Consider the following 15392-nt stretch of genomic DNA (forward strand, 5'->3'; position numbering starts at 1 on the left):
CGCCGCTGCCGGGTCACGGTGCCTGGTAGTACGTGGGGTTGATGCTCGCACGGTACGTACTGGTCAGGTACAGCGACTGGATCGTCTTCTCGAAGATCTTGAAGGGTAGCTGGATCCAGAAGTCGGCGAAGCCCTGGCGGTGGAAGAGCCGGCCGCCCGCGCTCATCACGAACACGTTCTTGACCAGGCCGGTGGTGGCCGCCGTGGTGACCGAGGCGGCCGCGTTGATCCCGCCCTCCCAGACCGCGTCCCCGCCGTGCAGCTTCACGGTCTGCCCGTCCGCGTCGGTCACGCCCCACACGGCCGCGTTCATGCTGCCGTTGACCCACCCGGACAGCGCACTGCTCAGGACGCCGAACGAGAAGTCGTACATACCGCCCCGCCAGCGGGTCGGCGTCTCGTTGCCCGCCCACTCGTTGACCCAGGTCTTGTCGTGGTTGAGCGGACGCCGGGTCCACGGCTTGCCGCCGTCGATGTGGGCGATGCCCGACTTGAACCGGCCGAGCTTCTCGAACCCGAGGACCCGGCTCTCGTGCACCGCGGTGCTCAGCCCCGTCTTGATGCTCGCGCCGACCGCCGCGTTGGCGAACGACTTGAGCGCGTCCTTGCCGGTGAACGGCTTGTTCTGGACGGCGGCCACGATCCCGTTGACGGCGAGGTTCGCACCGAACTCCAGGATGAACTCCTGGCCGAACTCCAGCGCCGCCTTCTTGGCCACGGACTGCCAGTACGGTTCGTAACGCGCCTCGCGCAGCGCCGCGTTGCCGTCCGGCAGGAGCGTGCCGGACCACGGCATGCGCTGGGCCTCACGGGTGGTACGGCCCCAGCCGCGGATCTCGGTGAGCGGGCCGCGGAAGTCGTACTCGTTGCCGGTGAGCCGCATCCGGCCGAAGCTGTCCCGCTCGAACACCAGGCCGCTGTCGGTGCGCTGGGCGATCAGGTCGCCGTTCCTGCCGTAACGGTTCCACTGGCCGCGCCAGGCGTCGGTCTCCAGGAACCCGCCGCCGTCGGCCTTGCGCTCCCGCACCACGCTGCCGTGGTCGAACTCCTTCCAGACCGAGCCGGCCGGGGTGTTCTGCGTGACGGCCGTGCTGTACGCCCGCACCCGCAGCGGTCCGCCGTTGTGCAGCGGGGTCTCGCGCAGGACGGTGGGCGCGTCCTGGCCGGGCACGCGGAGCTCGTCACGGAAGTGGCGGGCGCCGTCGGTCCACCGGTCCTGCCACGCACGGCCGTTCCACCAGCGGCGGACCTGCGCGCCGTCGCCCACGTCGACGGGCGTGCCGTTGCGTTCGTGGGTGCTGACGCGCCAGTCGCCCTGGTCGTCCCGCCAGGCGTCGACGTACCGGCCGGAGTCCAGCATCCGGCGCTCGCGGACCAGGTTCCCGTTGCCGTCGTAGTCCCGGTAGGAGTCGTCCCAGGGCAGCCGCGAGTCGTTCGAGCCGCGGAAGAACTCCCGTCGGCCGCTACCGAGTTCGGTGCCCTGTGCGTCGAGCTCGCGCCAGGTCCAGCGGCCCGAGTCGGCGCGGCCGGAGCCCTGGATCACCCGTCCGGCGGTGCCGTCCGGGTTGGCGTGGCTCTGTCCGACGAGGTTGCCGTGCGGGTCCCGGTCCACCCAGGTGCGGTCACCGGTGAACTCCCGCACGACCCCGTTCGGGCGCCCCTCGCGGGCGGTCCGGGTGACGCCGCCGGCGTCCTGGTGGACGTCCCGCCAGAGCCTGCCCTGCGGGTCGTTCGTCAGCTGCTCGCGGTAGCCCCTGAGGTCGCCGGCCTGCCAGGGAAGGTCGCCCGGGTTGGCCGGGGCGTGGTCGGGGCGCGCCGCGTGGTCGCCCACCTTCAGGGAGGTGCCGTCGTGCAGCTTGCCGCTGAACCGGGCGAAGCTGCCGTCAGCGGCCAGGTCCAGAGCGCTGCCGTCCATCGCGACATAGCGCACCCCGGAGGTGGTGGTGCCGTCGCCCGCCTCCTTCGTCCACGTGAACAGCTGGTAGGTGTCGTCCCCCCGGACATGGGCGTACGGCGGCCGGGTGTGCTCGGCGCCGGCCAGCCAGCGGGTGCGGATCCAGGTGGGCGGACGCTGCTCGCGCCAGCGGTCGGTGGTCAGGAAGCCGTCGCCGAGGCTCTCGCGCCTGCCGACCTCCTTGCCGTGCGGGGAGTGCCGCTCCCAGGTGGCACGGAGGGTCCCGTCGGCCGGGTTCATGGCGTGTTCCTGGTACTGGCCGGCCCGCTCGGGCCATTCGGCCATGCCCCACTGCTGCTGGGCGATCCGGCCGTCCGCGGTGCGGTCGGTCCAGCCGCTGCCGATGCGCTCCCGGGTCCGCGGGCCCGAGGCGATCACCCTGCCGTCGCCGTCGTAACGGTGCCAGGTCCAGCCGCCGTTGCCGTCCTCGATCCCCAGGGTGTGGCCGGTCCGGCCGTTGAACTTCTGCAGGCCGTCGCGGTACTCGCGCACCGTGCGGCCCCAGCCGTCGGTGTCCCGCCAGCCGGTGCCCGCGGTGTCGTAGTGCCGGCTGCCCGTGCCGGCCGGAGTGCCGGTGTCGTCCCAGCGCACCCAGTGGGTACGGGGGTTGGTGCGGGCGAAGCCGATCGTGTCGGTACGCCGGAAGGAGTCGACCACGTCGCCGGAGGCACCGGGCAGCACCCGGCGCTCGAAGACCGGCACGTGCTTGTTGGTGGAGCTGAGCAGCCTGACGTGGCCGCCCGCTGCGCCGGACAGGTCGGCGGTGCCGTGGTGGAAGGCCCCGGCCGCCACGGGCTCGCCGGACCTGGTGGTCCGCTCCCAGGTGCTCGCGACGTGGTCGACGACGTACCGGTGGTCCGTGCGCCGCCCGTTGTCCAGCACGTTGAAGCCCTGCCGGGTCACGCTGCCGTCGGCGGCCAGGTGCACGAACTCGCCGTCCCGCGGGCTGGTCGGGTCGGCGAAGGCGATCCTGGTGGTGCCGTCGGGCCGCTGGACGGCGTCCCAGTGCGCGAGCCTGCCGCTGGCCGCGTCCTCCAGCCAGGCGCCGGGGTGCTGCGCGGTCGGCGGAGTCACGACGAGGTGGCGTCCGCCGTGGCCCGGGGGCAGCGGGGTGCCGGTGGCCGTGACGGCGCCGTGGCCGTCGTACCGGGTGAACGTCCCGTCGGCCAGGGTGGTTTGGTGACCACCGCCGGGAAGCGGGACCGTCTCCTGGGTGAATTGTCCGGTGTGCTGGTCGAAGACCTGGTGGCCGCCGCCGGGGCGGGCGATCTCGATGCGGCCGGCCGGGTCGAAGGTGACCGCCCGCGCCGGGTCGGCAGCGAAGGTGTCGTCCAGCCAGTGCGGGGCCCCGCCGAGCGGCCGGTCGAGATGCCCGGCCGGTGCGCCGTCCCGCCCGGTCAGCCGCAGCCCGTCACCCGCGAAGTCGCCGTTGGGCGCGAAGGTGTGGTGGCCGGTGCCGTGCACGGTCCGGAAGCCGCCGTTGTCCGGGAGCGCGGTGACCGTGCCGGGCAGCCGGTTGCCGCCGGCGTCGGTGAGGCGGTGGCCGCCTGCCTCGACCGGCTCGGCGAACCGGGCACCGCGCGGGCCGCCGGCCGGGTCGGCCAGCGCGATCGAGGTGCTCACCGGGCGGCCCTGGGCGTCGTACAGCACGGACTCGCCGGTGGCGTCGTCGATCGTGCGCGGCCGGTCGCCCTCGACCGCGACCACCCGATGGTCCAGCGGCTGCCCCGCCGCGTCGGTGAGGAGGTGACCGCCCGCGCCGTCCGGCACGACGATCCGGCCGCCGCGAGCGTTCGTCGCCGGGTCGAACAGCGCGAGGCCGGTGTCCTGGTAGCGGCCGTCGCCCGTGAACCTGCTGGTCGCGCCGCTCGTCTCGTCGGTCACCCGGAATCCGGAGCCGTCGGGCAGCGCGGTGACCGTCTGGGGCTGCCGGTCACCGGCCGCGTCGGTCAGCGTGAAGCGGCCCGTGCCGTCGTCGGCCAGGAACCGCTCCCCGCGCGTGCCCCGCGGGTCGGTCAGCGCGACACCGGTCTCCTGGAGGCGGCCCTGGCCGTCGTGGCGTACGGACACCCCGGTCGTCTCGTCGGTGACCCTGACGCCGTTCCCGTCGCCGAGGTGCTGCACCCGCAGGTCCAGCCGGTTGCCCGCGAGATCCGTGACGTGGACGCCGGCGCCGTCGCCGGCCAGCACCCGGTCGGTCCCGGCGGGGACGCCGTCCCGGCCGGTGAGCTGAACGCCCTCGTCGATCCGGAGGCCCAGGGCGTCCACGCGCTCGGTGGCGCCGGTGTCGAGATGAGTGATACGCGTGGCGTCGCCGGGCAGCGGGAAGGCGGTCAGCCGGTCCGCTCCGGGGCCGTGCACCGCCAGGGCCTGGCGGGCGCCGTGGCCGTTGATGCCGGTGTGCAGACGCAGCCCCGTCGGCCCGCCGTCGGCCCCGCGCAGCGGCATGTCGTAGGCGATCCGGTCGCCGTTCGCGGTGTAGGTGTCGACGCTGTCCGACGGAGTGTGCCGGACGTCGAAACCGCCGTCCGCGCGGGCGACGACCGTGCGCGTCGGATCCGGGTGCGACTGCTGGTCGACCACCCGCAGCGTCACCGTGCCGTCCTGGCCGACGCTGCGCTCGATGGTCAGGCCGTTCGGCCCGCTCACGCCCGAGTTGTTCAGAGCGACGTGGTTGACCGCGGGCGGGGCGGTGTCGGGCAGCGTGTCGAGCTTGCCCGCGCCGATCGTCGCGCCGCGCCGGGTGGCCCCCAGCTCGATCTCGCGGATCCGGGCCTCGATCTCGGCCGGCTGGACACCGAGGTCCTGGAGGTTCGTGTAGGCGGTGCGGAACCGGTCCTGGGCGGCGATCAGTTCGTGGTTGAGCTGCACGTCGTACTCGTTGACACCCCGTGAGGTGCTGGCTCCGCCCGGCGCGGCGCGCAGATCCTCGACCCGGTTCAGTTCGACCCGGGCGGACGACAGCTCGACCCAGGCCTCGCGGAACGGCCGGCCGTCTCCGCCCAGCAACTCGTCGAACCGCGCCGAATCCTCCGCCCACGGCGTCTCCCCGGGCTGCCGGGAGGGTACGGCCGGGCCCTTGCCGCGGTCCGGCCGGGCCGGTGCGGCGGGGGTGGTGTCGGTGCCGGGGCGGACGGGTGCCGCGGGAGTGCTGTCGCCGTCGAGGCGGGCCGGTGCCGGCGGGGTCGTGTCGCCGTCCGGCCGGGCCGGTGCGGCGAGGGTGCTGTCACCGGTGTTCCGGAGCGGCGGGGTGCCGTCCAGCAGGCTCAGGGCGTCGGTCTGCCGCTGGGCCTGCGCGGACCGGTCCATGCGGTCGAGCATCGTCTGGAGCCTGGTGTGCGTGTGCGGGGTCGCCCCGCCGGCGGCGAGCGCGGCCCGGGTGCGGCCGGCCAGCCCGTCCCCGTCACCGCTGAGCCGCCGGAAGTCGTCGAGCAGCCGGTAGGCGTTCGCCTCGGCCCGCACCTGGTTCAGCAGCTGTTCCACGCCGGCCCGGCGGACCGAGTCCGGGCGGTCCTCCAGGAAGCGCCGGGCGGCGACCCCCAGGTTGTCGAGGGCCTCGGCCCGCTGCGCCAGCTGATCGGCGGGGATGCGGTGGAAGGCGTCGAGAGCACGGTCGACGTACCGGATCTGCGAACGGGCGCGGATGCCGTTCTCGCGGTAGGTGCTGCGCCGGAAGGCGGCCCGGTCGAGGAGGTCGGGCGCGGCCGGGTGAGCGGTGCCGGGCGCCGCCGTCGTCCCGCTGGTGTCGCCGGTCCGGCGGGGCGTCCCGAGCACGTCGTCGAGAACGGCGTCACCGAGCGGCCGCGCGGACCGGCCGCCGCCCAGCCGTGTGTCGTCCCTCGGCGGCATCGAGGCGAAGTCCTCGTCGCCGGGGTGGGGGGCAGCGGCCGGGTGGCTGTCGTCGAGATGCGGTGCGGCCGCGTCGGTGTCGGCGAGGTGGGGTGTGCGTGTCTCGGTGTCGGCGAGGTGGGGCGGGGTGGTGTCGGGGGCGAGGTGGGATGTGCGTGTCTCGGTGTCGGCGAGGTGTGGTGTGGTCGTGTCGGTGTCGAGTGGGTGCGGCTGGAAGGTCTCCGTCTCGGTCTCGGCGGGACGGTGCGGTGTGGTCGTGTCGGAGAGGTGCGGCGGCGTGGGCTCCGCGTCGAGGGGGTGCGCGGCGGCGCCGTGGTTCGAGGAATGCGAGAGGGCCGTGTCGCCCTGCTTGACCAGCGGCGGTGGCGTCTCGGAGTCGAGAGGGCGCGGGGCGGGCGACTTGGTGTCGAGGTCGTCGGGTGCCGAGGTCTTGGTGTCGAGGTCGTGAGGAGCCGGGGACACGGTGCCCGTGCCGGCGTGGTGCGGTGCCGGCGAGCCGGTGCCGAGGTCGTGCGGCGCAGGGGAGGTGGTGTCCAGGCCGTGGGACGGGAGGCCGTCGCCGGTGAGTGCGGGGGCCGTGGTGTCGGGGCCCGACGGCATGTGCAGGAGCTCGGGTTGGGCGTGGGCAGGGGGCGTGTGGACGTCGGTCGCACCGGACCCCGACGGCGGCGCTGCCTTGGTGTCGGCGCTCGGCGGCAGGAACAGTCGGCGGCCTTCCTCCGTGAAGTGGAGGCCCGCCGTGTCGCCGTAGACCAGTTTCGCCTTGGACAGGTGCTTGAACGCCTTGTCGAAGGCGTTCCTGCCGAGGTCGACGGCGGCCGTGGTCTGCGCGCCGACCTTGGAGTCCGGCAGGGACCGGAAGCCGTCCGAGTTGGCGAGTGCGCGGACCATCTTCTTCATCGGTTCGCTGATGCCCTGCACCGCCTTGAGCGCGTCCTCGGCCGTCTGCGGGAGTTCGCTGAGGTTGGGGCCGTTCGACGCGGCGGCCGACGAGGAGGTCCCGGCGCCCTGGTTCTTGCCCGGCCTGGGCCGCGCCTGCACCGCGTTCGGGTCGGGCTTCTGCTTCAGGGCGTCGATACGTCCGTTGATGTTTTCGAGCAGCTTCGTCCGCTCGTCGAGCAGCCCCTTCGCCATGTCCTTGCGGGCGCCCTGGGCGATGTCGTGGAACTGCTGCGTCAGCTTGACCGCCTGTTCGGCCAGGGGCTGGGCCTTCTTGAGGTTGTGGCGCTGTGCGCTCGTCTTGTCGCTGACGACGGCGTTGTCGGCCTGGCGCACCTTGTCCGACGCCTCGTCGAACGCCTTGCCCGCGGCCCGCGCGGCCGGGTCCACCGTGCCGTCGGCGAGGTAGCGTCCGTCGCCCTCCGGGTCGTGGACCCTGAGCGGCTTCGGCCACCGGGATTCGACCTGGCTGGAGAACGGGTTGATCGGCAGCCCGGAACCGAACTTGGCCTCGGGCCGGTACAGCTTGGAGACGACCGCGCCCATCTGCTCCATGCCGGCCTCGCCCTGGGCGGCGAGCCTGAGGACGTCGTCCTTGAAACCGCCGCCGATCAGGTGCACCTCGCGCACCACGGACAGGGCGAGCGCCTCCTGGACGTGCGCGCCGTGGAAGACCTCCTGGTCGAAGGAGACCGTGCGGGAGCCACCGCCGCCCGGATACTCGTACGTCCAGCGGGCCCGCTCGCCCATCTTGTCGAAGCCCTCGTCGTACTTGGCGCTGCGGACGGTGCTGTCGCCGAACTTCAGGTCACGCATGGTCTCGCGGTCCAGCGGGTGCAGCTGGTCGTGCAGCGACACCCAACCGCCGCGCTCCTCGAGGACCTTGGCGTCGAAGACGAGTGTGGTCGGCCCGTACCGGGTCGCCATCGGTTTGTCGCCGGCCTCCATTCGGAAGAAGACGAAGTCGTCGTTGCCGAGGTTGGTGGTGTTCTTCCCCGTGCTCTTTCCGGACGCGAGAAACCTGATGCCCCGTCGGGTCAGGTCGCCCTGTGAGGACATCACACCGCTGTTGGCGATGGCGTGGTAGGCGGGAGTCGCGTGCTTGATGCGGTAGGGCAGGTTCTGCAGGCTGGTCCGCAGTTTCTCGAACTGTGCGCGTTCCGCCGGCGGCAGGCTGTTCAGCAGCTCGCCGACGTCCCGGCGCAACTGCGTGATGTTGCGTTCGGACAGCTCCTGCACGAAGTGCGTCTTCTGCGCGTCGGAGAGCTTCTCGAAGTCCTCGAACTCGGGGAAGACCTTCTTCCACTGCTCCTGCGAGCCGGGCAGTTCGGCCTTCCACTGGTTTCCGGTGTGCACCTCGGCGTATGCCTTGTTGCTGCGGAGGTGGCGGGCGATCTCCGGCATGTCGCGCTGGAGGCGGGAGATCGAGAACTCCGTGCCGTGGAAGCCCTTCAGGGCGATGGAGTCGCCGGGCCTCGCGGCCTTGACGGCGTCGTCGACCTTCCTGGCGAGCTCGTGGGCCACGGTGGAGACGGGGGCGTGTTCGTTGCGCAGGGTGTAGACCCCGCCCAGCTCGGCGGCGTCCTTGACGAAACCCTTGAGGGAGGCGTCGAGGTTGCCGGCAGCCTTGTCGAGGGTCCGGGCGAGGGCCTGGAGTTCCTGCGGGGACTTCTTGCCCGCCTTGACCAGGTCCTCCAACTGCTGGGTGAGCCCGCGCAGTTCGAGCGACTGCTCCTCGATCTCCCGGCCGGTCCTGATGAAATGGTCCGCGTGGGCGGCCTCGGGCGCGCTCCGGGCCTGGGCGTCCAGACTCAGGGCGTGTTCCTGGAACCGCAGGGCCCGCTGGATCTCGCCGGCGCCGGCGAACTGGTCGACCAGCAGGTTGAGGTCGCGCTGGGAGAGCCGACCGTCGGTCAGCGCCTGCGTCATGTCATCGTCCAGGCGGACCGCGATCCGGGAGGCCTCGTCGTTCGCCCTGTCCAGGGCCGCCTGCAGGGCCTGGCGCTGGCTGTCGCCGGCGCCGGCGTTGGCGCCGGCGAGGTTGCTCTCGGCCTGCTGCACGCCGCGCTGGGCCTCGGTGTGCTCGCCGAGCGACTTGGCGAGCTCTTGCGGAGGCGTCAGCGGGGCGGCCGCCTCCGTCTCACTGTGGAGGGCCGGAGCGGAGTGGGCGGGCGGGGGAGTCGCGCTGTCGGCGGGCAGGGTCGTGCCGCCGAGCGCGCGGGGCCGCTCCTTAAGACTGAGCTGCCGCAGGGCGGAGAGGTCGGCCTCCATCCGCACGGGGTTGACGCCGAGGTCGGTCAGACGGGTGTGGGTGGCGTCGTACTGCTGCCGGGCGGTGTCGAACCTGTCGCGGGCGCGGATCTCGGCGACGGTGGGGCCGTTGGAGCTCCCCGCGGGGCCTGCGTGCGGCAGCAGGTCCTCCTCGGCCCGGCCCAGGTCGTACCGTGCCTGGACGTGGTCCCGCCAGGCGTCGCGGCGGGCCTGCCGCAGCGGGTCGTCCGCGTGGCCGAACAACGCGTCGACGCGCTGTCCGTCCCGGAACCAGGCCTCCTCGATCTGGGCCGGGGTGAGCCGCGTTCCCCGCCCCGGCAGCTCCTGGCCACCACCGGCACGCGGGGTGTCCGGCCGCGGCGCGGGCGCCGTGTCAGGGGTCCCGTGCGCCGTGCCCGGTAGGGCCGTTTCCGTGTCGGGACCGCCGTGGGTGGCCCCCGGTAGGGCCGTTTCCGTGTCGGGCGTGCCCCGGGTCGGGCTCGGGACGGGCGTCTCCGTGTGTGCCGTGGTGGGGTGGGCCGGGCTCGGCAGCTCCTTGCCCCAGGACGTCGGCGTCGGCAGGGAGCTGAGCAGTTCGTTGTTGTGCAGGACGTGTCCGCGCAGGTCGGCGGCGAGGTCGTCGAAGCCGGTGCCGCTCCACTCCCTGGTGAAGGTGCGGTCGCCGCCGCCGATCGTGACGGACACCGCGTTGTCGTCCACCTTGTGGGTGACCGTGATGGTCATCTCGTCCGCGTAGCCAGGCCTGCCGACGGTGAACGTCCTCACGTTCGGGCCGTCACCGCCCTCCCGTACGACCGCGTCGCCGAGGCCCTCCCAGCGGCGGATCGCGTCCTGGCCGAAGGCCCGCCCGAAGTCCTCGAACGCCTCGCCCGACTGCAGTCCGGACCACTTCTCGTTGATGAGCCTGTCGAGCTGGCCGTCCGGGATCTGCTCGGCGCGGACCGGGATGACGGTAATGCCGTCCTCCTCCACCCGGGCAGGTCCCGTCCGCACCAGCCGGGTCGGCGAGAGGGTGACCTCCCACTGGTCCTGGTTGAGCGCGAGGGCGTCGTCGGCGGCCTTCTCGTATCCCGGCGGATAGGCCATGGCGAGCTTGCCGTGGTCGGCCGGGACGTCGATCTCGAAGACGACGCGGTTGCTGTTGACCCCGTTCCTCGCCCACTCGGCCTGGAATTCGCGGTTGTTGGAGGTGGAGGCGGGCAGCCGCTCGACGAACTCGTCGGCCTGGGCCGCCCGCGGGTCCATGGACACGCCCCGCCACACGGTCATGCGCTGGTTGGGACCCTCGAACATGAGGTCGCCGGCGATCTTGTTGAACTGCTTGACCTTGCCCGCCAGGCCCGGATTGGCTTCCAGGGCGGTGGGCTTGACGAAGCCGCCGTACCCCTTCTTCGAGGTGAAGGCGCCGCCGACGACGCCCTGCATGAACAGCTTGGTCTCTTTGTCGGTGGCGGCCTTGCCCATGTGCCCGCGGGCCGCGTGCGCGGTGGCGTCCCAGCTGTCCGCGGCCGGGCCGGTGAGTCCGGCCGGGCGCGGGGGAAGGGTGACGTCCGGAGTGATCGTGCGCAGCAGGTCGCCGGTGGAGCGGCTGTAGACGTGGCTGCCGGAGGCGGAGGCGATGACGATCTCGTCCTCGCCGCCCAGCTTCGCCGGCCAGGTGCCGGCGCCGTCGCTCACGGAGTCCACGGACCTGTCCGTGACCCTGACGCTCACCCCGCTGAACGGGCCGTCGTCCAACCGCACGGTCTGCTCGGCGAGACGGATGCCGCCCAGCCGCTTGAACGTCCAGCTGTGCACGACGGTGCCGCCGACGGTGTCCAGCTGACGTACGACGAAGCCCGTGCCCTGCTTCTCCACGGTGTACAGGCCCGACGTCACCGCGGCGCCGTGGAGTTCGGGCGTGCCGCCGCGCGGCGCCTTGACCGCCAGCTGGTGGTCGCCGGGCACCCTGACGACGTTGGAGTCCTTGAGGAGCTCGTCGAAGCCGTCGGAGTGGGCGGCGGCGGGCGCGGCGTCGAAGGCGTCGCCGCCGTGGCCGGCGGAGCCGGACGGCATGTCGATCGTGAAGCCCTGCTTCTCGGCCGTGTTCACGAAGTCGACGCTCGCCCCGCCCAGGTAGGGGGCGCTCATCCTGTCGGTGACGACCTTGACCCCGCCGGAGTCGTGCGCGGTATGGCCGAGGGCGGACTCGTCGAACTGCAGCTTGTACGTGTCGGCGGAGGCCGAGGACGTGGATGCGGCGCCTTGCTCCGGCAGGTGCTCCGGGGCATGCCCGGATGTTCCGGAAGCCGATCCGGCCAGGCCCTTGTCGGCGTCTGTGTGGGCCGGGGTGCCGGCGAAGGCGGGGGTGTCGGTGGTGCGGGCGCTGCGGCCGGTGTCGACGAGGTCGAGGGCCGAGCGGCTGGGGTCGCCGCCGGGACCTGGATGCCCGGCGCCGCCCACCGGGGCGGGAGCAGGCTCGTGCGTGCCGCCGGTGCCGGTCGTGAGCCGGTCCGGCGTCCCGGGAGCCGGGGACGGCGAGCCGTGCGGCAGCCGCTCCGCCGGGGTGCCGGGGCGCGGCGAGCCCGGCTGGTGGACGAGCTCGTCGAGGTGGAGGCGGGTCTGGTTGGCGTTGAGGGCGCTGGTGGTGCGTTCGGTGAGGGCGTCGCCGGCGCCGGGCGTCACGGGGGAGTGCGGGGTGTTGTGGCGGGTGCCGGCGAGCAGGTCGAAGGCCGACACCCCGGGGTCGACGCTGCCCGGTCCGCCGTGCCCGATGCCGGTCGGGGACGGGTGGGGGACGGTCGTGGGGCCGGTGAGCAGGCTGTGCGGCGCCGTCACGTCGTGCGGCGCGCCGGGCGCCGGTGCCGAGTCGAGCGCGGTGTGGGCGATGGTCGTGCCGGGCGTGCCGGTGAGCGTGGTGTGGGCGGCGCCGATGCCGGGGGTGCCTGGCGCGTGCACGGCGCCCACGCCCGGGGTGCCGGTGAACGCGGAGTGCGGGGTGCCCGCGGTCGGGTTGGCGGTCGGCAGGTCGCCGAGTGAGGACGCGACCGGCGGCGGCGTGCCGTGGGTGCCGGTGAGGACCGTGCTGCCGGGTGTGTGGGTGGCGTTGTGCGCGCCGCCCGGCAGCAGCACCTCGGCGTGCGAGGTGAGGCTCGCCGGTGCCGGGGGCAGCCCGGTGAGCGTCGTGTGGGCGCCCCCGGAGACGGCCGTCACCGGCGTTTCGGTGATGCCGTGGCTGGCGCCGGGGACACCGGCCGAGGCGGGCACGTGCAGGCCGGACGCGGTGGTGATGGTCGGCGTGGCGCCGGCGCTCACCCCGAGCCCCGAATGACCGCCCAGCGCGCCGAAGTTCTCCACGCGCACGGTGCCGAGCTGCACATGCGGCATGTCGACCAGCGCGTCCACCGTGCGCGCCGCGTGCACGCCGAAGTTGCCGCGGTGGGCGATCGCGCCGACGTCGCCCAGGTTCAGGGACGGCGGCCGCAGCGTCGACGTCACGTCCAGATGGGTGCTCGGGATGTTCAGGTCGAGGTTGCGGATGCTGCTCTGCCCCGAACCCGCCCCGAACCGCACCTCGTTCAGCTGGATGCGGGGCATGTCGACCAGGGCGTCGACGGTGCGCGGGTCGACCGGGACCGAGCTGATCGTACGGCCGATGCCGCTGGTGATCGGGGCGCCGAAGACGTGCTGCCCGAGCACACCGCGGTCGAAGAGGCCGATGCGCAGGGCGCGCGCGAAGCCGTACTCGCCGATCTCCGCCGCGTCCACCGGCAGGAAGATCCGCAGCCATTTGGTGCCGCCGAACTCCTGCCCCACCCACTCCTTGGTGGCCTGCCAGCCCCGGGAGAGCGTCTCGGGCAGCCCGCGCACGAAGCCGGGGATCGCCTTGAAGCCCTGCACGATCGTCAGGCTGACGGAGTTGACGCCGTGGCTGATGATGTTGGGCAGGTTGTGGATGCCGTCCAGCACCCACAGGCCGCCCTTGTAGACCCAGGTGCTGCCGAGCCGCACCAGGTCCTTCAGGCCGAGCAGCAGGGTGGTGGGGCGGAAGCCGTTGGTGAACAGGTTGCGCAGGGCCTGGAAGGTGCCCCGGGCGACGTCGGCGAACCCCTTGGCGAACGCGCTCGTCGCGACTTTCCCGATGATCTGGAAGATCGGCAGCGCCTTGGTGGTGGGCGCCAGGATGCCGAGGCCGGCCAGGAAGAGGTCGAGGAAACTGGCGTTGCCGTTGGCGAAGTCGACGATCGTCTTGATGAAGAGGGTCAGGTTGACGCCGAGGGCGAGCAGCGCGATCGGGCCGCCGAAGATCAGTGCCGGCACGATCAGGATGATCGCCAGCCACTGGAACGCCTCCCAGAAGATCTGGCACTCCGAGATCGGCAGCTGGATGTTGGAGACACCCGAGATGCTGCTCGCCGCGGCGGAGGCGCCCTCGCCGTGCTCGGTGCCGGCCTGCCGGGCCGTGGAGGCGTAGGTCTCCCGGTCCGGGTCGTCCTCGGACAGCCCGCGGCCCGAGTTGAGCGCCCCGTCGGCCCGGGACTGCAGGTCGACCAGCTTGTCCGCCCAGGTGGTCAGCGCCGTCGCCGCGCTCTCGAAGGACTGCGCCACGTCCTCGATGTGCCCGCGCAGCCGGTCGTTGACCTTGCCGCGAAGCGCGTCGGCCGCCTCGCCGACGAAGACGCTGTCACCGGCGGTGTTCATCACCGCGTCGATCGCCGTGCTGATGCGGCGGGCCTCGGAACCCAGGTGGTTGAGCTCGGTGGACAGCGTCCGGATCTGGTCCGGGTCGCCCGGCGTGGGGTCGCTGTCCAGCCCGATCGCGTTCCAGTCGGTCGGGCGTGGCATACGGGTTCCTCCCGGAAGCTGCGGGGCTCGGGGCGGTTCCTCCCCAACGGACCACGCCACAGCGGCCGCTGTGGTTCACGTGATCTGGGTTACAGCCGCCGTTCCGGGTGAACCGGCGAGGTGTGTGCGGCGTGGTCCAACTGACCGGAGTCGTGACTGGGAGGCCCCCATGGCCGATGGCCTGAAAATCGAGTACAACGTCCTCAACGACGCCAAACGGGACCTGGAGAACCTGGCCGGGGACATCGGTCCGCTCCTCGACAACAGCACGTTCTCCCGGCTGGGCCAGACGGACTACGACGGATACACCTCGGCCGAGGCCCTGACGGTCCTCGGCGACCAGACCCTCGCCGACGCGCTCTCGGGTTTCTACTCCAACGCGAGCAGCACCATGTCCCACGCGGACAAGGGCCTCAAGGAACTGGCGAACGCCTTCGGCTCGGTGGGCGAGGCGTTCCTGTCGTTCGACTCCGAACTCGCCCAGGGCATGGGCATCACCGGCAGCAACCTGGGCCTGCAGAACTACTTCCGGGACAAGGACCTGTGGGACTACAAGCAGGCCCACCTCGACCAGTGCGTGCCAGGACCGGACGGCACGATGCCGGACTTCTGCTCCGCCACCGACCCCGGCGACCCGCCGCTGGACCAGACGATCACCACCGACCGCGGCAGCGTGCACACGCACCTCACGCTCGACGACCAGCACCACGTGATCAAGGAGGAGTCCACCGTCACCTACGACGGCAAGACGTACACCTCGGTCACCAACTACTCCAGCGACGGCAACCACTACACCACGGACACCTCGTACCCGGACGGCAGCACCGTGCACTCGGAGACCAACCTCAACTCCGACGGCAGCGGCACGATGGTGACCACCGGCAGTGACGGCGACACCACGCAGTACACCCGCGGCCCCAAGGACGCCAACGGCAACCAGCCGGACTGGCAGAAGGTGGGCGGCGACCCGGGCGACGACGGCGGTTCGGGCAGTGGCGGTTCGGGCGGCGGCGGCTCGGGCCACGGCTCGGGCGGCACCCGGCCCGTCATGTAGCCCGACGCCCCCTCAGAGAAGTACCCCCTTCGAGAACGACAGGAACGGACAGGAACCCCATGGCCAGCTACAACGGCATCAACCTCGACTACCACAAGATCGAGGAGGTCGTGAGCCTGCTGCACGACGCCCACGAGAACCTGCTGCCGGTGCTCAGCAACCTGCGCAACCGGGTCAACACCCTCGTCGACGACGGCATGGTCTTCCAGCAGTCCAGCGAGGTCATCCGCACGACCTACAACAACTTCGACACCAGCCTGCTGGCCGCCGTGAAGGGCATCAACGACTTCTCGGAGATGTTCAACGGCATCAAGGAGAACGCGATCCAGTTCGACCAGGGCATCAGCAGCAGCCTGCAGAACAACTCGTAACCCCCGCACGTGGGAAGGGGCCCTCCCGGGAAGTCCGGGAGGGCCCCCTCCCCCCCTCGGCGCCGCAGAGGGGGGGTCGACCCTCCCAAGGGGGGGCGGCCCACCGGGGGGGAGAAAGGCCCCGCTCTGG

Annotated in this window: 3 protein-coding genes; 2 read left to right on the forward strand and 1 reads right to left on the reverse strand. The window is 72.4% G+C overall.

The annotated features are described in order from the left end of the window. Nucleotides 1-13: 13 nt before the first annotated feature. Nucleotides 14-13837 (reverse strand): hypothetical protein, encoded by a 13824-nt coding sequence (locus tag ACZ63F_RS05290; protein ID WP_469708869.1) that lies wholly within the window; start codon nucleotides 13835-13837, stop codon nucleotides 14-16. A 169-nt stretch (nucleotides 13838-14006) separates the two neighbouring features. Between ACZ63F_RS05290 and ACZ63F_RS05295 the strand changes: the two genes are divergently transcribed. Next, a complete protein-coding gene (locus ACZ63F_RS05295) occupies nucleotides 14007-14891 on the forward strand; it encodes a hypothetical protein (protein WP_469708871.1) in 885 nt (294 codons plus the stop codon). 59 nt (nucleotides 14892-14950) lie between these two features. Next, nucleotides 14951-15262 (forward strand): hypothetical protein, encoded by a 312-nt coding sequence (locus ACZ63F_RS05300; protein ID WP_046730425.1) that lies wholly within the window; start codon nucleotides 14951-14953, stop codon nucleotides 15260-15262. Nucleotides 15263-15392 lie beyond the last annotated feature (130 nt).

Source organism: Streptomyces sp. NPDC104761, assembly GCF_055583445.1.

Coding starts and splice junctions, on each gene's coding strand:
- ACZ63F_RS05290 (WP_469708869.1), bottom strand. CDS start 13,837: ATGCCACGCCCGACCGACTGGAACGCGATCGGGCTGGACAGCGACCCC.
- ACZ63F_RS05300 (WP_046730425.1), top strand. CDS start 14,951: ATGGCCAGCTACAACGGCATCAACCTCGACTACCACAAGATCGAGGAG.
- ACZ63F_RS05295 (WP_469708871.1), top strand. CDS start 14,007: ATGGCCGATGGCCTGAAAATCGAGTACAACGTCCTCAACGACGCCAAA.